Source organism: Paenibacillus sp. FSL H7-0357 (assembly GCF_000758525.1).
Taxonomy (GTDB): Bacteria; Bacillota; Bacilli; order Paenibacillales; family Paenibacillaceae; genus Paenibacillus_AQ.
The window spans coordinates 5,781,400-5,804,661 of record NZ_CP009241.1; the positions used below are offsets into that span (position 1 = coordinate 5,781,400).

General features: G+C 50.2%; 23 protein-coding genes. 5 read left to right on the forward strand and 18 right to left on the reverse strand.

Annotated features, from left to right (window positions below):
* Window positions 1–103 precede the first annotated feature (103 nt).
* The 3 genes from H70357_RS25645 to H70357_RS25655 form a co-directional block, all read right to left on the reverse strand.
* Window positions 104–490: a DUF3397 domain-containing protein gene (locus H70357_RS25645; RefSeq protein WP_038595385.1), complete on the reverse strand. Its 387-nt coding sequence runs from the start codon at window positions 488–490 to the stop codon at window positions 104–106.
* A gap of 6 nt (window positions 491–496) precedes the next feature.
* The gene (locus H70357_RS25650; protein WP_052092253.1) at window positions 497–1,456 is read right to left on the reverse strand and encodes a ketopantoate reductase family protein; all 960 of its coding nucleotides are present in this window, start codon (window positions 1,454–1,456) and stop codon (window positions 497–499) included.
* A 132-nt stretch (window positions 1,457–1,588) separates the two neighbouring features.
* Window positions 1,589–2,239, reverse strand: a complete 651-nt coding sequence (locus tag H70357_RS25655) for an RsfA family transcriptional regulator (protein ID WP_038595388.1) — start codon at window positions 2,237–2,239, stop codon at window positions 1,589–1,591.
* Window positions 2,240–2,585: 346 nt separating this feature from the next.
* Between H70357_RS25655 and H70357_RS25660 the strand changes: the two genes are divergently transcribed.
* Both H70357_RS25660 and H70357_RS25665 read left to right on the forward strand, forming a co-directional pair.
* On the forward strand, window positions 2,586–2,822 hold the full coding sequence (locus H70357_RS25660) for a DUF2626 domain-containing protein (RefSeq protein ID WP_038595390.1): 237 nt from the start codon (window positions 2,586–2,588) through the stop codon (window positions 2,820–2,822).
* A gap of 169 nt (window positions 2,823–2,991) precedes the next feature.
* Entirely contained in the window at window positions 2,992–4,125 is a 1,134-nt protein-coding gene (locus H70357_RS25665; protein ID WP_231578315.1) for a coiled-coil domain-containing protein, read from the forward strand.
* Here H70357_RS25665 and H70357_RS25670 read toward each other — a convergent pair.
* The gene (locus H70357_RS25670; RefSeq protein WP_038595391.1) at window positions 4,117–5,349 is read right to left on the reverse strand and encodes a sugar ABC transporter substrate-binding protein; all 1,233 of its coding nucleotides are present in this window, start codon (window positions 5,347–5,349) and stop codon (window positions 4,117–4,119) included. The genes H70357_RS25665 and H70357_RS25670 overlap by 9 nt on opposite strands.
* 672 nt (window positions 5,350–6,021) lie before the next feature.
* A complete protein-coding gene (locus H70357_RS25675) occupies window positions 6,022–7,353 on the reverse strand; it encodes a PhoH family protein (protein WP_038595393.1) in 1,332 nt (443 codons plus the stop codon).
* 105 nt (window positions 7,354–7,458) lie between these two features.
* Between H70357_RS25675 and H70357_RS25680 the strand changes: the two genes are divergently transcribed.
* Window positions 7,459–8,028, forward strand: a complete 570-nt coding sequence (locus H70357_RS25680; RefSeq protein WP_038595394.1) for a YhcN/YlaJ family sporulation lipoprotein — start codon at window positions 7,459–7,461, stop codon at window positions 8,026–8,028.
* Between the two features lie 36 nt (window positions 8,029–8,064).
* On the opposite strand, the gene H70357_RS25685 is transcribed toward H70357_RS25680, so the two are convergent.
* From H70357_RS25685 to H70357_RS25710, 6 genes are all read right to left on the reverse strand, one after another.
* Window positions 8,065–8,520 carry a PNPOx family protein gene (locus H70357_RS25685; protein WP_038595395.1) on the reverse strand — a complete coding sequence of 152 codons (456 nt, stop codon included), beginning with the start codon at window positions 8,518–8,520 and terminating at the stop codon, window positions 8,065–8,067.
* Window positions 8,521–8,618: 98 nt separating this feature from the next.
* Window positions 8,619–9,710 (reverse strand): LCP family protein, encoded by a 1,092-nt coding sequence (locus tag H70357_RS25690; RefSeq protein WP_038595397.1) that lies wholly within the window; start codon window positions 9,708–9,710, stop codon window positions 8,619–8,621.
* Window positions 9,711–9,793: 83 nt separating this feature from the next.
* Window positions 9,794–10,090, reverse strand: coding sequence for a YlaH-like family protein (locus tag H70357_RS25695; RefSeq protein ID WP_038595398.1), 297 nt, complete (start codon window positions 10,088–10,090; stop codon window positions 9,794–9,796).
* A 248-nt stretch (window positions 10,091–10,338) separates the two neighbouring features.
* A complete protein-coding gene (gene typA / locus H70357_RS25700) occupies window positions 10,339–12,183 on the reverse strand; it encodes a translational GTPase TypA (RefSeq protein ID WP_038595399.1) in 1,845 nt (614 codons plus the stop codon).
* Window positions 12,184–12,434: 251 nt separating this feature from the next.
* Complete coding sequence (locus H70357_RS25705) at window positions 12,435–12,947, reverse strand: hypothetical protein (RefSeq protein ID WP_038595400.1); 513 nt, start codon at window positions 12,945–12,947, stop codon at window positions 12,435–12,437.
* Window positions 12,948–13,160: 213 nt separating this feature from the next.
* A complete protein-coding gene (locus H70357_RS25710) occupies window positions 13,161–13,820 on the reverse strand; it encodes a TerC family protein (protein ID WP_038595402.1) in 660 nt (219 codons plus the stop codon).
* A 169-nt stretch (window positions 13,821–13,989) separates the two neighbouring features.
* Here H70357_RS25710 and H70357_RS25715 point away from each other — a divergent pair, with 169 nt between their 5' ends.
* The gene (locus tag H70357_RS25715; RefSeq protein ID WP_038595403.1) at window positions 13,990–14,685 is read left to right on the forward strand and encodes a TerC family protein; all 696 of its coding nucleotides are present in this window, start codon (window positions 13,990–13,992) and stop codon (window positions 14,683–14,685) included.
* A gap of 72 nt (window positions 14,686–14,757) precedes the next feature.
* On the opposite strand, the gene thiI is transcribed toward H70357_RS25715, so the two are convergent.
* The 6 genes from thiI to H70357_RS25745 form a co-directional block, all read right to left on the reverse strand.
* On the reverse strand, window positions 14,758–16,044 hold the full coding sequence (gene thiI / locus H70357_RS25720) for a tRNA uracil 4-sulfurtransferase ThiI (RefSeq protein WP_052092254.1): 1,287 nt from the start codon (window positions 16,042–16,044) through the stop codon (window positions 14,758–14,760).
* Window positions 16,045–16,047: 3 nt separating this feature from the next.
* Complete coding sequence (locus tag H70357_RS25725; protein WP_038595404.1) at window positions 16,048–17,199, reverse strand: cysteine desulfurase family protein; 1,152 nt, start codon at window positions 17,197–17,199, stop codon at window positions 16,048–16,050.
* Between the two features lie 174 nt (window positions 17,200–17,373).
* The gene (locus tag H70357_RS25730) at window positions 17,374–18,084 is read right to left on the reverse strand and encodes a lytic transglycosylase domain-containing protein (protein WP_038595405.1); all 711 of its coding nucleotides are present in this window, start codon (window positions 18,082–18,084) and stop codon (window positions 17,374–17,376) included.
* A 202-nt stretch (window positions 18,085–18,286) separates the two neighbouring features.
* A complete protein-coding gene (locus H70357_RS25735; RefSeq protein WP_038595406.1) occupies window positions 18,287–18,688 on the reverse strand; it encodes a hypothetical protein in 402 nt (133 codons plus the stop codon).
* A gap of 11 nt (window positions 18,689–18,699) precedes the next feature.
* Window positions 18,700–18,921 carry a DUF1540 domain-containing protein gene (locus tag H70357_RS25740; RefSeq protein ID WP_038595407.1) on the reverse strand — a complete coding sequence of 74 codons (222 nt, stop codon included), beginning with the start codon at window positions 18,919–18,921 and terminating at the stop codon, window positions 18,700–18,702.
* 200 nt (window positions 18,922–19,121) lie between these two features.
* Window positions 19,122–19,619: a YpuI family protein gene (locus H70357_RS25745; RefSeq protein WP_038595408.1), complete on the reverse strand. Its 498-nt coding sequence runs from the start codon at window positions 19,617–19,619 to the stop codon at window positions 19,122–19,124.
* A gap of 225 nt (window positions 19,620–19,844) precedes the next feature.
* Between H70357_RS25745 and H70357_RS25750 the strand changes: the two genes are divergently transcribed.
* Window positions 19,845–21,734 (forward strand): S8 family peptidase, encoded by a 1,890-nt coding sequence (locus H70357_RS25750; RefSeq protein WP_038595409.1) that lies wholly within the window; start codon window positions 19,845–19,847, stop codon window positions 21,732–21,734.
* Here H70357_RS25750 and pdxR read toward each other — a convergent pair.
* Entirely contained in the window at window positions 21,731–23,170 is a 1,440-nt protein-coding gene (gene pdxR, locus H70357_RS25755) for a MocR-like pyridoxine biosynthesis transcription factor PdxR (RefSeq protein ID WP_038595410.1), read from the reverse strand. The genes H70357_RS25750 and pdxR overlap by 4 nt on opposite strands.
* Window positions 23,171–23,262: the final 92 nt, after the last annotated feature.

A 23,262-nucleotide genomic window follows, 5' to 3' on the forward strand; every position in this document is an offset into this window, starting at 1 on the left:
CAACCAGTGGTCAAAAAAATCTAGAGCAATATTTTCTGAAAACCGTTTTTTTTTTAAACTTAAAAGATTTGTGACATTGACGCTTCACCGAAGCAGTGGAACGTTACATCGCTTGTGATATGTATCGAATGAGGCCTACGAATAAAAACAGAATGTAACTAACGGTCATAAAAAAGAAAGTAAGCCGCCATACTGCCCGAAGTAACCGTTTTCCATCCACCTTTCCTTTCAAGCGATTTTGAGCCCCTCCAATCAATCCGGTGGATATTAATACAATAAGTAGTATAAGATAGAAGCCCCAACCCGAATCAAATATGATATTAAATAAGGCCGATACGGAAAGCAATAAAAATAATGTAGTCACGTCCATTGCCAGCAAAAAAGTGCTTTTCTTTTCTTTTTTGAGGCCTATTCCCGCAAAATAGACGATTAAAAAAGGAACAATCGGAATAACGCTTATAGTAATGAACGAATTCCGCAGAAATTCCAAACAGCCTCACCTCTCTCTCACAAGCATGCCTTCTACCATCCGGCAAATCCAGCGGTGTTGTGGAGCATCGATGCCGCTCCGCTCCGCCATATCCACAATGCTCCCATTAATCCAGCGTATTTCCGTTGCTCTTGAGGATAACACATCGGCAAGCATCGATGAAATATTGCCGGCTGTTACCCGGCAAACCTCCATTATGCCTTCCCAGGCGTTACTTTCAAGAGCAATACCGCAGGCTTCATAAACGGCAATCGCTTCCTCATACAGCTCCTTCATCAAATGTATGCGCTGCTCGGCAGCGAGCAATTCACCGTTCGGTACGCGCCAGATCGCTGTAAGAGGATTGATCACAGCATTGATTAAAAGCTTCCGGTAAATCATGGTATCCACTTCTTTCGACATAGAGGCGGAGAATCCTGCTGCTGTGAGCGTTTCAATGAAACTAATTAGCGAGGATGGACCATGAGTAGTATTGCTGTCGCCAACCTTCCCTATACATATTTCTCCTCTCCCTGCATGAACAACCTCGGTTAATGTTTTTCTTTTGGCTGCCTCAGTGGTTACCGCTGCCCAAACTGCTGCTTGTGGCAGCAGCTCCTGCAGCAGCTCCAAATGGCCATAGCCATTCTGAAAACACACCGCCTGAATCTTGCTCTGCTTAAGTGGAAGCAGTATCTGCGGGAATTCATTATGGAGTGCATTCTGTTTGACCATGATTGCCATCCAATCCCCCGGATCGTGCAGATAAACTTCGGCAAATGTGTTCACAGATGCTGACTTAAACTTGTCGGGCGGAAGAAAAACCGGGGGTTGGCCATCCTCATAGCTTATTGTAATACCGTTCTCCTCCAGCGCCCTGCTCTGTTCATCACTTCGGCACCAGAGTCTGACCTCGGCTCCGGCGCCGATAAGTTTTCCTGCCAGCAGCAAACCAAGTGATCCCGCGCCAATGATATCAATTTTCACGCCGCGCCTCCGCACCCTTCCAATAATTTCCCTCATTATATCCGCAGGCTCCCGCAAATGCAAAAAACAAAAAAACCGCAAACACTGTGCCCGAAGGCAGCTTTGTTTGCGGGTCATACCGTTGCTTAACCTTTATTCCATACGTTCGAGATTGCCGTTGGCATCCATTTTGAACCGAGTCTTCATTTCCTCTTCTTCTTCATTAAGGAAGGCAAGTCTGCGGGCACGGTCCATAATCTGAATCAGTGCCTTGTAATCATCGTTTACCACACGGTAATCACTTTGGGCGAGGTTAACTTCCTTCGATAACCGCTCATTTTCCACCCTGAGCTCGGATAATTCATCTTCCTTCTCCCGCAGATCTCTTTCCAGCATCTTCAGCTGGCGTCCCGCCTCCTGAAAGGTTCCTTTCCACTGTCTGAGGAAACGGATAACCGCATCAATGGATAACGAATTTTCGTTCAAACCTTCGCTTCGTCCATATTCTTCTTCAATGTCCCCGAGAATCAGTCCTGCTACCTGTGCTCCCCTGTTCATCGGCTGTTTTTTCAAATAGCTCCGCTTCTGGCGCTGGCCTTTAGCGATGCCAATTGCATCCTCATAGCTTTTGCGGACACAACTGTTCCAGCGAAATCCGCATGCCGCCGAGGTCCTGCCGATTTTTTCTCCCACCTCTTCAAAAGCAGCGAGTTGCGTACTGCCTTCCCGGATATGACGCAGCGTTATTTCTGCCAAAATCAAATCATCTTCAGCACTCCAAGCATCTTGTCTAACGGCTGTCATAAAGCCTAACCCTCCTAACAACATCATGAAATAGCCATCTTCATAACCGGCAGCTCCGCCGGGTAGTGAATAGGATAAAAGCTGCTTACTCCATTTCTATGCCTCTGATAGAGTTCATAGAATCTATTTGATACTAAATTGTATTTCCATTTTGCTTAAACATCATACGCACATTGCTATAATTTCTAATTTCTTTCGCTAAACACATATGTCAATGTCAAAAATCATATTAATTTAAAAAACAAAGGTTTTTTTCAATGAATTCGTTTACAGTCTTTTGTCCAGGAGGTATAATTAATCCAAAGAAGTCATATTCGGGAATCATTCTAAGAAGGGGGACACTCTCTTGGACCGCATGTTTCGCGTATTGGGGTTTTTCACGCTCGTAATCGGGCTGATGGCTTTTGCCGGGGATTTAACCGAGATGGCCTTACTCTTCTTCTTGCAAACCGCCTTTTTTGTAATACTTGGCTATCTGAAGTTTACAGAAAAGACCTACATCATGTTGTTCTGGGGATATATGATTGTTACATTTACCGGCTTCAGCTACTGGACGATCTTTCAGATGGGGTTGCCGCTATAATGGCTATTGGCCAATCAAACGGAAGTCAAATCCTTAGAAATAAGGACGACTTCCGTTTTTTGTTTGTCTTTTTGTAGGCCGGGAGGCGGAAAACAGGGTATGATATTTTAGCAGGACAAAACATATTAATAGTACATACCTATTCTATTTTGCCAAAGGTGGTGGTGTAGTGCTTTCCCGCAATATTTTAAGCCGAAGGTTCGCCTTCCTGCTCATTCTGCTTCTCTGCACGATGCTGCCGCTGACCTCTGCGGCCTCGCTTTCCATGGGCTCTAGTGCTGCCGCCGTCTCCTCTCCTCCTGATTTTCCCGATAACGAAGAGACCCGCAAGCTGCTGGAGCAGACGTTGTCCTCTGCTGAAATCGAACGTGAGATCCTTAGAATTACTGCGGAGCAAAAGGTTCTCGAGAAGAAGGTTTCACTCCTCAGCAAACAAGCAGCAGATAAAGAAGCAGCTATCACAGATCAACAAAAGCGTGCCGGGGCTGTCATTCGTTCTTATTATATGGGGGACAGAGATAGTCTGCTGGCTGCTCTGCTCTCCGCTAAAAGTATCAGCCGGATGCTTGCCCTGTACGATTATTACGAGATTATTATTGGGCAGGACCGCGACATCCTCAATCAGTATGAAGAGCAGTACAAAGATATGAAATCCACGATAAAGGCTTCGCTGCGCAGCAGCAAGGAGCTAGAGGAGCTTAAAACGGCTCTTACCGAACAAAAAACGCGGGTAGCCGCGTTAAATGAGGAGATTGAAGGAGGAATCAGTGCCAGCAGCGATCCGGAGAGCATGAGCGCGCTGCTGAACGAATTTACGAGGTATTGGGAGAACATTGGTATCCATGAAGTAAAAACCTATTTCAAGGCTTTGTCATCGGCTATGAATCATCTGCCGCAATTTGTCCAGAGCAAAAGCGGGATGCTGACCCGTAAAGGAATGACCTATACCCTTGCGCTGAAAGAAGAGGATCTTAATACCTTTCTGGTTTCACAAAATGAGCTGTTTAAGGATTTCGCTTTTCATTTCAACAAGGGTCAGGTGACTGCTTCGGGAACCAGCGGCGGTTTGACGCTTACCCTGACCGGTCATTACACGATTGAAAACGAGCCGGTTAACGGGCTCATGTTCCATGTCGACAATGTAGTATTTAACGGCCTGGAGCTGCCTGATTCCACCCGTCAGTCACTGGAGGAAGAATTCGATCTAGGGTTTTATCCGGAGAAAATCGTCTCACTTCTGCATGCGACTGAAGTAGAAAGCAAAGAAGGCGTGCTTTATGTAAAGCTCTCCATCTCATTTTGAGGGTGCTGCCAGCGCTTCCCGGTATCCTGCGGCATCCAGCTTACCGGTAAGCAGCATTGCCACCGCCGTGGAGAGCTCACTCCAGCCGCCAACCGGTCTTTCCCCGGTGATGGCTTCGTCTGTCAGCAGCACCCCGGAGTCAAAAGGAAGCCTGTCCATCTCTGGAAGTCCCGAACGGTAAAGCTCATCCAGCGCAGGCAGACGCCCCGTGTTCACCAGCCATTCGAGCTGCGCGGAGCTGGAGGTAATATAGGCGAGCCATTTCACCGCTGCCTCCGGGTTGCTCGACTCTGCGGGAAGAGCGAAGAAACGGCTGTACATTGCCTCATAGCCTTTACTGCTCCCGCCAGGCAGCGGCACTTCCACAGCCAGCGATGAATTCCCGTGCTTCTGGAATTCAGAGAGCGGAAGCGCAGCTACGGCGACCTTTCCCTCCTGTAGCATATTCCAGATTTCTTTATCGTACCGGCTGGTCAGATAGAAGGAGCTACGGGCGTTCTGGGTCCACTCCAGCATTGCCGCATTCTCTGAAGTCAGGCTGGCCCCCATACTTTCCAGGACCGCAGAGTAACCATAGGGATTGCGGGTATCCATAGCCAGGATATATTGTTCCTGATCCTGTTTTTCTTGAAGATGCTTCAGCAGACCGCTCCACTGCTCCAGACTTTTCGGCGCTTCCGAAAGGCCCAATTCGGCGAGGCGCGCCGGAGAATACACCAGTACGTAAGGATCAATATCGAGCGGAACTCCCCAATCATAACCATTCCACTGCATTTGCGGAATGAGCAGGGTCAGCGGGGCACTGCCGGGAACGCTCTGATAGACATCCACCGGAAGCAAATATCCCCGGGTGGCCAGATCGGAAATATTACGGCCATCGGTCATCACAATATCCGGACTGTCGCCTGTAGTCAGGTCCTGCTTCAGCGCTTCAGCCGATTCCTCGCTGTCCACATTGCTCAGCACAACTTCAATCCCGCTCGATAACGTATAGTTCCTGCTGATCCGTTCCAGCTCACGCAGCTCTTCGCTGCTCAGCGAAACGCGAATCCGCAGGCTTTGCACATTTCCCGTCTCTCCCGAATCCGGGCGCTCTGATTGATCGAGCGGCAACTTCTGCGGACGGGTGCGTTCGCTGGTGTCCAGCTCCATGCTGGGTGACAAGCTTGTCAGCGCAAGCAGCAGTATTGCAAACAGCAGCCAATAGTTTTTGCGTCTCAGCATTTCTTTTTCCCCTCCGGCCTAAACACTTGTCCCCCTATTTTACCAGATGATTCTTTGATTGTCTGTGTTAGCTGAAAACGTTCTCTTTCTATTATATAGGTGTGAACCGCGGAGGCCTCGAGACATTTGCGATATAATGTTGCATTACAAGAAAGATTTAGACTTCCGATCGCTGTTATCCTCAGATTTCCTGATTCTATATAAGTTGAACTTAAGATTTACCAATCCGGCATCGAACACAACTGCGGTGAATGTTTGGACTTCCGGCCGCTGTTGTCTACAGATTTCTTGATTTAACCCGCTATTTGCGGTTGAAATCCGTAGACAAAGGCGGTCGCTATCGCTCCTACAGTTCCAAACTTCCCCTCCGCTGCTTTTGCCTCTAGGTAGTTCTTTTGTTCAACTTATATAATTCCGCCTGCAGCGGAAGAAATCCGGGGATAAAGGCGAACGCTAGCGCTTCTCCAGTTCCAAAATTTCTCTCCATTCCATTATCGCGTGCGTATAAGCTCTGAAACCTCCGCCGTTCCGGGGAGGGGCAGACAAAAAGCCGGGAGACATTGATCTCCCGGCTTTTGCTGTGGTACTGATAATGAATCACTTCGCTGTGATTAGGTATGTTACGAACCCACTATATTGTGTGCAATACAACGAATCAAAGACCTCTGGCGATTACAGTAAATCGGCGGCCAGCTGGGCCAGGCGGGAACGCTCACCTTTTTCCAGTGTGATATGACCGCTGATCCCTTCCTGCTTAAACTTCTCGACAATATAACTGAGCCCGTTGCTCGCTGCGTCGAGATACGGATGGTCGATCTGCTCCGGGTCGCCCATAAGAATAACTTTGCTGCCTTCCCCGGCTCTGGAGACGATGGTCTTCACCTCGTGGCGGGAAAGGTTCTGGGCTTCATCAATAATGATGAACTGTGAAGGAATAGAACGTCCGCGGATGTAGGTTAGTGCCTCCACCTGGATGCTGCCGAGGCCCATGAGTATTTTATCAATATCCCCGGACTTCTTCGTATCAAACAGAAATTCCAAATTATCATAAATCGGCTGCATCCACGGACGCAGCTTCTCATCCTTCTCCCCGGGCAAATATCCGATATCTTTACCCATCGGCACAACCGGCCGGGCGATGAGCAGCTTCTTGTAGCGGTGCTCATCCTCCACCTTGAACAATCCGGCAGCAAGCGCCAGCAGCGTTTTGCCCGTTCCTGCCTTGCCGGTAATAGTTACCAGCGGGACGTCATCGTTCAACAGAAGCTCCAGCGCCATCCGCTGCTGGGCATTGCGGGCACTGATACCCCACACCGCATCATTGCCCAAATAGAGCGGTTCAAGGCGTGTGGCGTCGCTGTTCACTTTGAGCAGAGCAGATTTGCCGCTGCCGATCTCATCCTTCAGAATTACAAATTCATGCGGGTAGAGCGCATAGGACAGGGGCAGTTGTTTGACGGACAGGAAACGGTGGCTGTAATATTCATCAATCAGCGAAGGATGGACCATCAGTGACTGGTAGCCGGTATACAGCTCGTTCAGATCACCTGTACGGTCAGATAAATAATCCTCCGGTGTAATGCCAAGCACATCCGCTTTGATGCGGACAAGTACATCTTTACTTACGAGTACCACAGGACGTGGTTCAGCTTTCTCGTTCTCCTCATGAAGATAATTGAGCGCTACAGCCAATATCCGGTTGTCGTTGGATACCTCACCGAACATTTCCTGTACCTTTACGAAGCTGCGGTGGTTAAGCTCCACCTTCAGCATGCCTCCATGTTCCAGAACCACACCGCTATGCAGGTGGCCCAGTTCCCGGAGTCCGTCTAACAATCGTGACACGGTGCGGGCGTTGCGGCCGATTTCATCGGCATTACGCTTCTTGGAGTCGATCTCTTCCAGAACCACGGCCGGAATGACTACTTCATGCTCCTTGAAAGCAAAGATCGAATTGGGGTCGTGCAAAAGCACGTTGGTGTCTAGTACAAATATCTTTTTCATGCTATCCCCTCCACAGCGCCTGGTTTGATTGATCATACATAACTCTTTTCAGCAAGGGCAAGATAAAGTAAAGAACTGATTTCTGACTGAAAGGAGTAAGCACATATGAGAAAATCAATGTGTCTGTTGCTGGTACTGCTGCTGCTGACAAGCTGCGGTATCGCTAATAAAGAGACATCACCCTCTCCTCAGGATAAACAATCGGCCAAGGCTTTAAGCAGCCAGGGAAACCGCGAGGTGCGGTCATTGTCTAATGATGGTAATATGGCCCCTTACGCTGAAGCCGGACAAGCTTCTGACGGCAAGGGGGAAAGCGATGTTGCACTCAAGGATCATTTTGAACAGCTGGCCCAAAGAGTTCCAGGCGTCAACGGTGCCCACTGTGTCGTAATGAACAATGTCGCCGTGGTTGGCATTGATGTTGACGGGAAGCTGGAACGTTCGCGTGTCGGAAGCATCAAATATTCGGTGGCTGAAGCCATCCGTAAAGATCCGCGTGGCGTCAAGGCCTTCGTCACTGCCGATATGGATATCTCCAACAGACTGAACGAAATGGGCCGTCATATCTCTAAGGGAAATCCGGTGTCCGGCTTCGCTGCAGAAATGGCGGATATCATCGGCCGCATCATACCGCAGCTGCCAGAGGATACCAAGCCGAAAGGCAACAATCAATAACCTGATTCTTTGGACAAAAAAAGCCTAGTGAGATCCTCACTGGGCTTTTTGCATGGCGGCAAATACTTGGCCGTCCAGCTTCTCAGCCGCACGCGCATCGTATACCTTAGCATATTTTGGAGCGGACTCCAGCTGCGCGCCATAGAACAGCGCGTTGCGTACCGCTTCAATTTCAACATCAAAACAGCACATCTTGAAGGGAACATCCGGCAGCGGATCCTGCCTCACAACAGCACGCCCATTAATGGCATGAACGGTGCCCTCGCCAAAAACTGTTACGGTTACCATTGGATTCACCTTCATGTTGTTCACAAGTCTGGAGCGGTGGTCTACCGCCAGACGCACGATAGAAGGGCTCACTGCATAAATCCACGAAATTGCCGTAGACGTAGGGCCTCCGGATTCCGCATCAACAGTGTTAAGCAGGACAAACGTTTCCGACTGCAGCATCGATAGCAAGGTTTCATTGAGCTGAGCAACGGCTTCGGACATAAGTACAGGCCCCCTATGCGGCAAATGTGCGTTCACTTTATTATATTATAGCACACGCCCAAACTTGCATTCAATTTAGAGTTGCTTCCAGACCTTCTTTAAGGAGCAGTAGACTCTGAGGCAGCGGAGGAAACCCCGGCAATCCGGTCCTGCAGGCTTTTCTTTGCCGCTTCAAGCTCTTTATCGTTAATATATACATACGGGCTGCGCCAGGTTCCGGTCACCGGCACAAATTCAATATTCTCTTTAGATATTTTCCAATAAGTAGAAATCAAGCTTTTGATCTGTGCATTCTCAATATCACTTTGCATGTTGTCGCCCACGGCGTCAAAAACCTTGCCTATTTTGAGCACTCCTCCAAGGGACTGCATTTGTCCAACCAGTCCGTTCAATACCTCGTTCTGGCGTTTATTGCGGTCAAAGTCATCGGAAGCCTGGGTCCTTGGACTACAGTTGGACTTGCGGTAACGCACATAATCGAGCGCCTCATCCCCCTCCAGCTTGGCCGGGCCCTTCTTCAGATTAATATCTGTTCCGTCCACACTGTCCGTATAGCACATGTCGGCGCTGATGTTGACATCTACTCCATCAAATTCGTCCACAATATCACGGAAGCCTTGAAAATCGAGCACGGTGACATAATCGACATCGATGTCCAGATATTTGCTCATCATCGTCTTCATCTCATCCTCAGCTAGAATGCCTGAGGTTTTCTCCTTGCTCTTGAAGCGGGGGTAAAACGCATTGATCTTGGTCTTCTTATAACCGCTCAGCTCGACGTAAGTATCCCGCGGAAGCGAGACAATCGTCGCCGAATGCGTCTTAGGATTCAGTGCAGCAACCATAATAACATCCGTGAGATTGGACGGATGCTTCGGGCGGTTGTCGGTTCCCAGCAGCAGCATAGTCAGCGGCTTAGACGAAGCAAGCTGGCTGTCCTGGACGGGCTGGTCCACTCCAAATCCTCCCTGCTCGAACTTATAGTACAGAAACCCTACGTAACCCAGCACAGCCAGGATCGCAACCAGAAGGATAATTAATAGCATTTTTCCCAAACGGGCTGCAAATCCCCGTTTCTTTGCTTTTTTCTTGCCCTGTTTTCCAGGAGCAGCCTTAACCTGCTGCCCTCTGCCCGTTTGTTGGGGTCCAGCGGGTCTTCTTGGAGGTAAACTTCCCTTGCTTGTACTCATAATAGAATAAGGTCCTTTTCATTTCGCATAGATTAGGTTGATTTATACTTACTATAGACGATTTCAAACGGTAAAAGTTGCGGTTATTGTCTTTTGGCTGCTGCAGCAGCCTTGCGCTTCTGCCGGGCCTCTACAAAATAACGGACCCGCACCAGCAGCATAAGTCCTACAGCCACCAGCAGGCACTGAATGATCGGCAGTTTGTCATGCTGAAAAATCAGCAGCATGCCTGAGCCAAGTGCCATCATCAGATAGAGCACGATTTCTTTACCAATGGGGAGCTTCTGATTCACGCGGAATACACGGTTATACACATAAGTCAGCAATATAAAAATGACAATATAGGCCACAATAGGATGCTCCGCAAACCATCTCTGCACAGCTCACCACTCCTCCCAAGGTATGTATCGCTTACATTATATCATCCCCGGGAGCTTTAATCCGCAAATAATCCCTGCAATTTAAAAGATCGCCTCACAAGTGGAAACGGCTTCGCCGTCCTCAAAAGGACGGTATCCGTTTCAGCGAGAAATAGAAGGATAATTTATAGCGTGAAGCATATAAATTTTTATATTTAAACAAATACAAGCCGCCGGATTCAACATCCGGCGGCTTGTTCTATATCAGCTTAGGCCTGGCTGGCTTGTGCTGACTTACGCTGCTTTTCTACACGTTCACGCTCGCCCTTGTTCAGGATCTTCTTACGAAGACGAACGGATTTCGGGGTGATTTCACAATATTCGTCATCGTTCAGATACTCAAGCGCACCTTCCAGAGAGAACATCCGTGGGGTCTTCATTTTTACCGTTTCATCCTTTGTAGCGGAACGCACGTTGGTCAGTGCTTTTTCCTTACAGATGTTAACGATAATATCGTTATCACGGGTATGCTCACCGACGATCATACCTTCGTAGATTTCTGTTCCTGGCTCAAGGAATAGAATACCGCGGTCTTCTACGCCCATCATACCGTAGAACGTTGTACTTCCGGTCTCACTGGACACCAGCACGCCCTGATGACGTCCGCCAACCTGGCCGCCGATCAGTGGAGCATAGCTGTCAAAGGCATGGTTCATTACACCATAGCCGCGTGTCAGCGTCAGGAAGTGTGTATTGTAGCCAATCAGGCCGCGTGCAGGAATCAGGAATTCCAGACGAACTTGACCAGTGCCGTGGTTAATCATGTTGACCATTTCGGCTTTGCGGCTGCCCAGGCTCTCCATTACGGCGCCCATGCTTTCTTCAGGAACGTCAATCATCAGACGTTCAAGCGGCTCCATCTTGGCTCCGTCGATTTCTTTGACGATAACCTCAGGCTTGGAAACCTGCATTTCATAACCTTCACGGCGCATATTCTCGATCAGGATACCGAGGTGAAGCTCACCGCGTCCGGATACGATAAAGGCGTCAGGGGAATCTGTTTCATCCACACGCAAGCTGACATCTGTTTCGAGCTCTTTGAACAGACGCTCGCGCAGCTTACGGGAAGTTACCCATTTGCCTTCTTTACCGGCAAACGGACTGTTGTTCACGAGGAACGTCATTTGCATCGTAGGCTCATCGATCTTCAGGACCGGAAGGGCTTCAGGATGCTGCGGATCAGCAATCGTCTCACCGATGTTGATATCCTTGATGCCGGCGATAGCAACGATGTCGCCTGCGCCCGCTTCTTCGGTTTCTACGCGCTTGAGGCCTTGGAAGCCGAACAGCTTCTCGATCCGTGCCGTCTTGCTCTTACCGTCACGCATAATAACAGTTACGGATTGGCCTTGCTTGATAACACCGCGGTTTACACGTCCGATGGCAATACGGCCAAGGTATTCATTGTAATCCATCAGCGTAACAAGGAACTGCAGAGGTTCTTCAACTTTTTCAGTCGGAGCCGGGATATGCTCAACAATGGTTTCATACAAAGCAAGCATGTTGTCATCCTGTTTCTCAGTATCCATGCTCGATGTGCCGTTTAGTGCGGATGCATAAACTACCGGGAATTCCAGCTGATCGTCACTGGCTTCAAGCTCAATGAACAGATCCAGCACTTCATCAATAACTTCCTTCGGACGTGCAGCCGGACGGTCAATCTTGTTCACTACAACGATTGGTGTCAGGTGCTGTTCCAGCGCTTTGCGCAGAACGAACTTCGTTTGCGGCATGCAGCCTTCATAGGCGTCAACAACAAGCAGTACACCATCAACCATCTTCATGATCCGTTCCACTTCGCCGCCGAAGTCAGCATGGCCCGGGGTATCTACAATGTTGATCAAGAACTCTTTATAGGTAATTGCTGTATTTTTGGCTAGGATGGTGATTCCGCGTTCCCGCTCCAGGTCGTTCGAGTCCATGGCACGTTCTTGCAGGTGCTCATGCGCGCTAAAAATTCCTGATTGCTGCAAAAGCTGATCGACAAGTGTTGTTTTACCATGGTCAACGTGGGCAATGATCGCAATGTTGCGAATATCTTTTCTTGAATGCATGATTTGTATCCAAATCCTCTCATTTATCAAATTAAAAATGTTTAAATTTATAGCATGTCACGGCAGTCTCACAAAAGAAGCGCCTGGCAGAAAGCCGACGCTCCAACATTCCTTAATATTATAGTGAAAGCACTATGAAAAGCAAGTCTTTTTCTGAAAAAACGATTTCCAACTTCGTTTAATTTTTCTAATTTCGAGTCAGACCCTTTTTTCCTTGAGAAGATCCGCAAATTTCACAGCTGCCGGTTCACTCACCAGCCCCCGTTCCACTTCTTGCGGCTTCCCGGTTTTCCGCGCCCGGCCATCAGCCAAATCCCGGCAGCAATCAGTACCGCACCTAACAAATACAACGCTCCTGTGCCCAGCAGACTGAAGATAAACAGCACCAGACTCAGTGCTCCCAGTATGACAGACGTAGTCATCAGACCGCCGGTCCGCGCCGGAGAATACAGCGAATATTCATAAAGCCCGACAGCGATGCCGAACAGCAGCAGCGGCCACAGATGAGTCATAAGCCCCCAGCCCCAGGTATTGCATAACCCGAGGAGCAATCCATATACAGTCAATATTCCGGCCGGAATCAACACGGTTGCCGAAGCGCGGCGGCTGAAGAAAAGCACATGCAGGAACAGGCCTGGAACCAGTATCACGAGTGGCCATAAGGCCCGCCCGAGAAACCCGAACACCCCCAGCTTTCCGAATAGAATCACAATGCCGGCGGCGGCAATAAAAATACCCAGTTTCATGTCGTTTTTGGAAGACATCAATCACCCATCCCTTCAAATTCACGTCTATTCCTTACCTCGTCACTTCGAAAGTACATTCCTGCGACAGGATTCCCTTTATATTTTATCTGAAAAATAAATAAAACACCATCATTCTTCATATTTTAGAAGATGATGAAAAAGCTGCTCAGTCTAAAGAGGCTGCGCCCCAGCTTATCCAGCTTTTGGCACAGCCTCTAGTATTGCCGCTTCTTAACCTGCGGATACGGTCCTCCGCTTAATCATGCCGGACAGGACAACGATAACACCAAGTGCAAGCGGCAAAATGGAGTGTAAAGACGGCAGCATAAAGGAGAGCACCGCGCCAAACTTGGCATCCTGCAGCAGCATTTCTCCAGCTGTATGGGCGAGTATGTAGGCGCCGATGAAGACAAGTACAGGAAACCGGTGCAGCCAGCCAACGATAATACCGCTTCCCCAGACGACGATCGGAATACTTAAAGCGATCCCGATGACGATCAGGGCCAAATCACCCTTGGCTACTCCCGCAATCGCCAGCACATTGTCGAGACTCATGATGAAGTCAGCCAACAGAATGGTGCGGATGGACCTCCACACGGTAGAGCTTTCCTCCACCCTAACCTCCTCTTCTTCCTCCAGCAGCAGCTTGAAGGCAATCCATAGCAGCAGAATGCCTCCGCCTGCTTCAATATAAGGGATTTTCAGCAGCAGCACTGCCGCAAACGTCAGCACACACCGCAGAATGACAGCGCCCGCAGCCCCCCACCAGACAGCAGTTTTGCGGTTCTTCTCCGGGAGACTTTTGCTGGCCATCGCTATGACCATCGCGTTATCTCCGCTCAGCACAAGATTGATCATCAATATTTCCCCAAGCAGCAACAAGGAATCCATTAGCTTTTACCTCCCCGGACTACATGTAATTACATGTATGTGGAATGGCGACAAGCTATGCTTCCTGTCCAACTTTTTTCCCGGCTGATGCATGTCCGGCCCCTTTTTTGCGTATACAAAACTATACCTGTCTAATGCTCTGACCAACAAACTATGGGAGTGACCCGGCTTGAATACAACCGTTACCGATTTTATATTGCCCTTGCTGAATATCGTTTTTCTCGATTTGATTCTGGCGGGGGACAACGCTATTGTCATCGGGCTTGCTGCACGAAATTTACCGGCAGACACCCAGAAAAAGGCTATTCTGCTTGGAACGGGCGGAGCCGTTGTGCTGCGGATCATCGCTACCATACTGGTTGTCTGGCTGCTGAAAGTCCCTTGGCTGCTGCTGTTCGGTGGTCTGCTGCTGATTCTGATTGCATACAAGCTGCTCAGCGGGGAAAATAACGATGCGGATATCAAGGCCGGAGGCACACTGTGGGCGGCTGTGCGGACAATTATTGTTGCCGACGCGGCCATGGGTCTGGACAATGTCATCGCCATTGCCGGAGCAGCCAATCACAATATCACGCTGGTTGTGGTAGGACTGCTTATCAGTGTCCCCATTGTGGTCTGGGGCAGTACGCTTTTTATTAAGCTGATTAACCGGTATCCCTGGATTATTTACATCGGTTCCGCAGTGCTGGGGTACACCGCCTCCACCATGATTACCGGTGAACAGAAGCTCCAGCCTTTTTTTGAGCAGCACCCGCTGCTCCATGTTCTCTTCATCATCCTTGTGATTGCAGGCATACTCGCTACAGGGCACTGGAAACGGCGGCTGGAGCACAAAAAGATCCCGCATAGCGGGACCTCGGGCTAAGACATAACATTTCATCAACAAAAAAAAGGGGGGCCGAAATCCGTCAACGGTTTCGGGCCACCTGCTATTGCGTTAGAACCACTCTTCCTGCAGCCCGGCTTGCGCCGGAACTACATCGCTTGGTTTCTCATCCCCGTAAGGCGTAATGGAAATCGTCTCTGTCCCCGCGACAGCAGCATCCAGCCGTGCGGCATATCCGGGCAACGTCGCTTCAATCTTGTCTACGATCCGCTGATTCGGGTTGGTCGTAGGCGATTTTGGCACAAATAACGTGCAGCAATCCTCGTAAGGCAAGATAGATAAATCATAAGTGCCGATCATTTGGGAAAGCTCGACAATCTCGCTTTTGTCCATCATGACCAGCGGCCGCAGCAGCGGCAGCGTTGTAGCGCGTCCGATGACATTCATGCTGGACAACGTCTGGCTGGCCACCTGCCCCAGACTCTCCCCGGTAACAAGCGCAAGCGCCCCTTCCCGTTCAGCCAGCCGGGTGGTAATCTTCAGCATCGCCCGCCTCATCAGCGTAATAATCAGGTTATCCTGGCCAATCCCCGTAAAAGCGGTCTGCACCTCCGTAAACGGAACGAGATGCAGTTTAATCACCCCGGCATAACGCGACAGCACCCGGGCAAGATCCACGACCTTCTGGCGGGCAAGCTCGCTCGTATAAGGATAACTGTAGAAGTGGACACACTCCACTTCCAAACCGCGGCGCATCGAAGACCAGCCTGCCACAGGACTATCAATACCGCCGGACAGGAGGAGCATAGCCTTTCCGTTGGTTCCCAGCGGAAACCCTCCGACCCCGGGGATATTCTCACAGAAAATATAAGTATGCCCCTCGCGGATTTCGATCTTGAGCTCCATCTGCGGTGATTTCACATCCACGATCAGGCCGGGATAGCCTTGCAGCAGCGGAGTCGAGATCAGCTTATTCATCTCGATGGAGCCATGCGGGAACTCTTTCCATACCCGGCGCGCGTTGACCTTAAAGGTAGTACCCGGGGCTGGAACGATAATCTCCAGGAATGTCCGGCTGGCGGACAGGATATCGTCAAACTCCGATAAAGAGACCTTGACCGGACTAATAGAGGCGATGCCGAAGACATTCTTCAGCGACGCCGCCAACTCGCCGGCCGGCTCACCGTTCAACTGCACATAAATCCGTCCGAATTCCTTGCTCAGCACCACTTGGGGATATGGCTTGACCATCTCCTTCACATGGCGCAGCACCGTCTTCTCGAACCGGGCCCGGTTCTTGCCCTTCAGTGTAAATTCCCCGAACCTCAGTATAAGCATATCTGCATATTCAATACTGCTTCCGCCGCTTATGGCAGTTCCAGTTTCCTGCTCTTTCATCGGTTATCTCATGCCTCCTTCAACAATCTTCAAAGCCTGTACAGCCTTAAGCAGCGCCTGCTCCAGCAGGGCAATATCAGCTTCCGTATGGCTGTCGCCAAGGCTAATGCGGATTCCGCCAAGTGCCGTAGAAACATCCCTGCCCATGGACAGCAGAATCCGGCTCGGCTCGGCCAGCCGCGAAGAGCAGGCCGAACGGGTGGACACGACCATCCCCAGTTCCTCCAGCTTGCGGGCCAGCACCTCCCCCTTCATGCCGGGATAAGAGAAATGGACAATATGCGGAGCTCCGTCCTCCCTGCTGTTGACCTTCAATTCCGGGATGCCTGCCACAAACTTCAACAGCCGGTTGCGCAGCGGAATCATCACATGGTTAAACTGTTCCCTCCGCTCGCCGCTCATGCGGATGGCTTTGGCGGAAGCCACAACCGCCGGCACATTTTCCGTACCGGCGCGGAGTCCGTTCTCCTGGGAGCCGCCAGTCAGCAACGGAAATAGTGTAACCCCTTCTCTTACATACAGCAGCCCTACTCCGCGCGGGCCGCGGATTTTGTGGGGGGACAAGCTGTACAGGTCAGCCTGCCACTCACCCAGTCTTGGCTCAAACCCGCTGTAGCCCTGCACTCCGTCCACATGAAACAGCGTCCGGTGGTTGGCAGCCTTCACCAGCCGTCCGATCTCCAGCAGCGGCTGCACTGTTCCAACCTCATTATTGACATGCATCACGCTGACAAGTACAGTATCCCGGCGCACCGCAGCGGCAATACGGGAGGGCTCAACCATTCCTGAGCTATCCGGTGCTACAAAGGTGACCTCCCAGCCCATGTTTTGCAGCTGCAGGCAGCTCTCATAGACCGAAGGATGCTCTATTTCCGTAGTCACGATATGGCGTCCCCTGCTCTGATACTGCAGAGCTGCGCCTTTTACCGCGAGGTTGTTGCTTTCGGTAGCGCCAGAGGTGAACAGAATTTCCTGCGGCTTCACTCCGAGCGCGGCTGCGCAGACTTCCCTTGAACGTTTGATAAGCCGGTCCGCTTCCGTACCTGCACGGTGCAGCGACGAGGGATTGGCATAATGCTGCTTCATAATCTGCTCCATCGTCTGCACTACTTCTTCATAAGGGGGTGCGGCAGCGGCATAATCCCAGTACAGCATATATCGGATCTCTCCTTTGCTTCTGTGCTGATAAGCTCATGCGCGAGAATATAGAATAACTGATCCGGCTGAACTTATAAAGTCTAGGTGCCTGTACTTTCTTATATCCGGAAAAAAGGATCAAACGGGTCCCGCCACCAGAGTGGTCCAGACGACACCATTTGATCCTTTTTATTATACCCCGTACTCAGCTCGGGCGCGTTCTATTTTGAGAATATAGGCCTGGGTTTCCTCCGGAAGCTGGGTAAGCTTCTCCATCAGCTCCTGGTCACTGTTGACTCCGAGCTTATTAACCCGTCCCGGACCGGCATTATAAGCGGCCAGTGCCATCTTCTCCTGCCCGTCAAAACGCTTCAGCTGATACGATAAATAACGCACTCCGCCGTCAATGCTCTGAGCCGGATCGAAGGGATCGGAAACACCTAGGCCATTCGCCGTGCCATCCATCAGCTGCATCAATCCCTTCGCTCCCGCCGAAGAAACGACATTTGGGTTGAACGAGGATTCCGTATCGATTACTGCCTTGATCAAGTCGACCGGCACACCGTACTTCGTACTGGCCGTCTGAATCAGCTCTTCATAATCGGTAGGCCTGGTTTCCGTTATTTCCCCGGAAATTGCGTTATAAGAATCGCTTGTCCCTCCAAGCTGCTGCCACAGCAGACCGCTTAGAGAGGAGCTGTCGCCAAGGGAATTCAGTGCAGTTGCGCTGTCCTTATCCTCCGGCTGCAACGTCCGCTCCTGCAGCAAAGCGGAAAACTCCGCTGACGTTGAACCCGATACTTCACTGGAATTTTTCCCTGTTTCACTTTTGAGGCTTGAACTTCTTAAGTTCACCCATCTTAGTTGCCCAACTCCGCTCCCTGAAGCCGGATTGATCGCCATATTGCACTTTCCTTTCCTTCTGCTGATCCTCTATATAAAATTCCTAACCTTAAAGAAACTCAATTTAAATTTAAAATACGACTTTATTTTACAGTCGAATCATAATAATTGCTATATGCTGACATGAAAAAACAGACTTCAGACCCTCATAGTTAGGTCTAAAAGCCTGTTTTGAATCCATTGCTTCTGGTTTCTTCTTACGCTAGCGGGCAAATGGTATCATGACAAAATAGCTGAGTGTGGATACAATCCCCAGTCCCATTGCCCATGCGCCGGTAGTTTTTTGCCCTTTGGCGTAAGCATAGTACCCAAGTATGGCAGCTACGGGACCAAGAATGACCGACCAGATGAACAAGGAGGCAATCCCGAAGCCCAGCCCGACCCTCCCCATACTTTTACTGCCGGTCTCTGTTTCACTGTGCTCCTTGGTCTCGGCTGTTTTGCCGCCTGTGCTGTGAATATGTGCCGGAAGCGGGCTTACCTCCGCGGCATATTCTTCATTGTGAGTCCGGTCCCGCCGGGGAAAATCCACTCTACGCGGACGCAGGATGATTTTTTTCCTTTCGGACGGGTCAAGTTTGGATTTATCACTGTGTTTGTCCATTTTCAGGCCTCCTAGTTGTTAGGCTTGAAGGTCAGACAGCAGGTCGCGGACGAAGTTCCGGCATGATCATGATGATTGTTAGCCATCATCTCTTCGGCATATTCTTCCTTGAACCCGCTGCCTGCATGCTTGTCGATTTCAATAACGATCTCCTCGGCCCGGCATAAGTTCTGTTCACCCCAATAATGACAGTTGCTCACACTGCATCTTACAAGCGGTTTTGCGGTTGTCATGTGATCACCTCAGGAATCATTATGTCCGTGGAATTTCATCTCTATGCGGTAGACGAGGTGCCAGTCCCCTCCACAAAACCCACAAAAAACACTGTGTCCCAATGCTTTGCAGAAAGCTTAATCAATACAAAAAAGACCGTTCCGCCATGTGTATATGACAGAAACGATCCTTTGAATTTCGCGAAATATGACATAAGATGTTAAACCTGGTTTTGCATACGCTTTTCAGTTAAATAATCATTCTCATAATAATTGAGGTCATCGCGCAGCTCTTCATAGACTTTGGTAATCTCCATAATAATATCACGGGCCGGGCGAACAGGCTTTTTGCGGAAACGAATGGCATCCTGGCCTGTGTAAGCGTAACGGCCGTCCTCGGAGTAACTCTCATTCTTTGGATAAAAGAAATTGTTGACTCCATAATGATATACATTATATAGCGCTTTTTGCGCGAATGCTTCGTCAAATGTGGCGCGGCGCAGGGCAACTCCCAGCTTCTCATAAGACATTTCCGAGAATACCAGCAGGTGGCGGAGATCGGACAGGAAACCTTGATAAAAAGCTACCGTTTCTTCATCTTCTTCGGTTACTAGCTGAGGCAGGGCATGGTTGTTGAGGAATAATTCCATTTTACCGATCACGGATTTAAGTTTTTCTCTCGTCGTTTCACACAATTTCTGCACATTGGCTGCTGACATGGCGAGTGCTCCCCCTTATTAGTCCTTGCTTCTTGTAGTCATTTTCAACTTCTTGTAGTCATTCTACAATAGGTATTGCTTATTTCCCTGTAACTTAATTATTCCTATTACTCTTTTTGATATTAACATAAAACCTTGGGACGCGGTATCCTTTTCTGTGATGCATAAAACGGGCGCTCTCTTCTAAACCTATAGCTATTACGATGCCATGAAGGAGCGGAAAATATGTCCCGTAAAAATTTAACCGTCGCCGGTTTAGTCACCGCTGCGTTCACGGTAGTTCTACTGACGTTTGCGTTGCGGCCTGAAGGAGACGGGAAGCTGAAACAAGCAGCCGTGCCTAATCCCTCACAGGAAAAAACATTCAAGAAAACTTCCCTGGTTCAGGATGTTAAGGCTACAGACCGGCTGAACCGGACCGACGTCGGTAAACACCTAAGAACAATGCTTGCTGATACGCATGGTGCAGCACCCCGAGATATTTCAGCATATGCCAAACGTCTGCAGCAAGGACACGGGCATATCACCATGCTCATCTGGATCGATTTCGTTACCCAGCAAACACACACCTTCAAATCCTCACTGCCGGAGGGCAGCGATCAGGAGAACAAACAGCTGCTGAAGTACCTGAATACGGCAAAATCAGCGATCAGAGGTCATCAATCCTATGAATCCCCTTCCTTCATCATCGGTCAGAAGAAATATTATTTCATGGCTCAGCGTGATCAGGATAGAAAAATTGGTGTCATTGCCCTGATTAATCAGAAGATCCTTGACCGTGTCGCCGATCATCAGCTCAAAAATTTGCGGCTGATCCCTTATCCTAAGGAAGGTAAGTACCGGGTGGAATCGGTTCATGCTGATACGCTGAAGGATATCACAGTCAAGACCGGCCATGATAATGAGAACGCCAGCCATTTCTACGAGAATGAAATCGTCGTACGCTTTAAGAGCGGTCATCTCACTGCAGGACAGATCCAGACTATAACTGCGGACATCCGCTGCAAGGAGCCGCGCAAATTGGGATATGCCTATATTTTCCGTTCGGATAAAATGAACTATGCCGAGCTTAAAACCTACTTCACCTCTAAATGGCAGCCTGAATATACAGAGCCTCACTATATGTATTTAACCAATGAGACTGCAGTCGAAAATACAGGAGCCAGTGTAATTACACCTAATGATCTGCTGTTCTCTACCTACCAATGGAATTTGCCGGCTATTCAAACAGAGCAAGGCTGGAATTTGTCCAAGGGCAGCAAGGAAGTGGTTGTGGCTGTGGTCGATACCGGCGTACAGGCAAGCCATCCGGATCTGCAGGGCCAGCTTCTGGCGGGATATAACGCGGTCGCAAAAGGTTCGACACCGGATGACGATGTGGGGCATGGAACCCATGTAGCCGGCATTATCGGCGCAGTGATCAACAACGAGGAGGGAGTGGCCGGCATCAGCTGGTACAACAAAATCCTTCCAGTCAAAGCGCTGGACAACTCCGGCGCAGGCACCACGTATTCCGTCGCTGAGGGTATTATTTGGGCAGCCGACAACGGAGCCAAGGTGATCAATCTCAGCCTCGGCAACTATGCCGATTCGCAGTTTCTGCATGATGCGATTAAGTATGCCTATGACCGCGATGTCGTTATCGTTTCCGCAGCGGGCAACGATAACACTGAACGTCCGGGATTTCCCGCTGCTTATGAGGAGGTTCTGGCGGTTGCCGCGACTAACGCTAATGGAGAAAAAGCCTCTTTCTCCAATTATGGGGATTACATCGATGTCACCGCACCCGGGGAAAGCATCGCCAGCACCTACCCCGACAACCAGTATGCAGCATTGTCCGGCACCTCTATGGCCAGCCCCCATGTAGCTGCACTCGCGGGACTTGTACGTTCGCTCAACCCGGCGCTGACCAATAAGGAGGTCATGGAGCTGATGATCTCGAACGCCGTCGACCTCGGCGATACCGGCCATGATAAATATTATGGCTGGGGTCAGGTCGACATCTATAGAACACTCCGGGCAGCCGGAGGAAGTGTAGTTCCGCTGCAGCTATTCCCGCAGCATGTTGATCGTCAATTGAAATCCATGCAGCACAGTCTGGAGAACAGCAATTAACGGACAGAGCTGAGATGCTTGTCCAAGAGCTTCAGGAACAGCCGCAGCCCGCGTTCCATATCCGCTTCCTTCATCTGCGAATAACATAGCCGGATATGCCGGGAAGGGACCTCTCCGGAGTAGCAGACATCGCCCGGAAGGAAAGAGATGCCCTCCTGCTCTGCCAGCTCATGCAGCCTGCCGATGCCGCTGGCCGTAGGCAGCTGCAGCCACAGATTCAGCCCGCCCTCAGGCAGATTCCAGGACACTCCCTGAGGGGCATGCTGTTTCAGCAGCTTTGCCGCCTTCTCCATGCGTCCCCGTAACGCGGTTCGCAGTTGCTCTGCGTAAGTCTCATATTTGCGCGCGATGAACGGAAGCACCGCCTTCTGGGTCAGCAGGGGGCTCCCGAGATCACTCGCCGATTTGGCGGCAATCAGCCGGGAGAGAATGTTGCCTCCGGCGGCAACGCAGGCAATTCTGCAGCCTGGGGCAATGACTTTGCTGAAGCTTTTCATGTACACAACATGCCCTTCTGCATCCATCGATTTGATCGAAGGCGGAGGCGGCTTGCGGAAATACAGATCACTGAACGGATCATCCTCCACAATGAGACAGCGGTAGCTTCTGGCGAGTTCCAGCAGCCGCTGTCTTCTTGTGATACTCATCGTGACGCCGCTCGGATTCTGGAACGTAGGATTGGTATAGATTAGCTTCGGCGGTCTCCGGTCGCATAGTTTAGTGAGCACATCCACTTTCATTCCTTCGTTGTCCATGGGCACAAAGATCATCTCCGCCCCCCGGCCGGCAAAAACATCTATAGCCCCCGTATAGCTGGGCGCTTCCAGGTACACGGTATCCCCAGGGCCGACAAACGTCCGGGCCACCAGATCAATCCCCTGCTGGGTTCCGCTCGTGATCATTAAATCAGATGAGCGCAGATGAATTCCATGACCTTGCAGATGTCTGCACATCACTTCCCGCAGCTCCAGATCCCCCTGGAAATTGCCGTACGAAGCCATTAGCTCCGGCTGTTCGGTCACAAGCGTTGACATGGTCGCACCGATAGAATCCAGCGGAAGCAGATCACCATGAATCGCCGCCATATGAAAAGGATATTCCACCTTGGAATAATCAAAATTACGCCATAGCTGAGCCCGCGGCAAAAAGTCGTCATACCCGTCCTGCCACCCCGCTCCAGCATCCAGGGACATTCGCGCTTTCTCGGCTACAAAACAGCCCTTTCCCTGGCTGCAGCTGATATGCCCGTGACTTTCCAGTTCAGCATAAGCTTTGCTTACCGTTACCTGGCTTACCTTCAGGGAAGATGCCAGATTTCTCACGGAAGGCAGGCGGGCTCCCGGCTGCAGCAATCCCGAAGTGATCCGCTGGGCCATCGTTTCGCTGATTTGCTGCGGCAGAGATTTACTGCCGCTGCGGAGTAAATCAATATGCATCTGCACTTCCCCCCACTGTTATATTCAACGCTTTACTGTTATACCGCTATGCCGTTATGATACAACAAAATTGTAAAACGGGGAGCATTTTT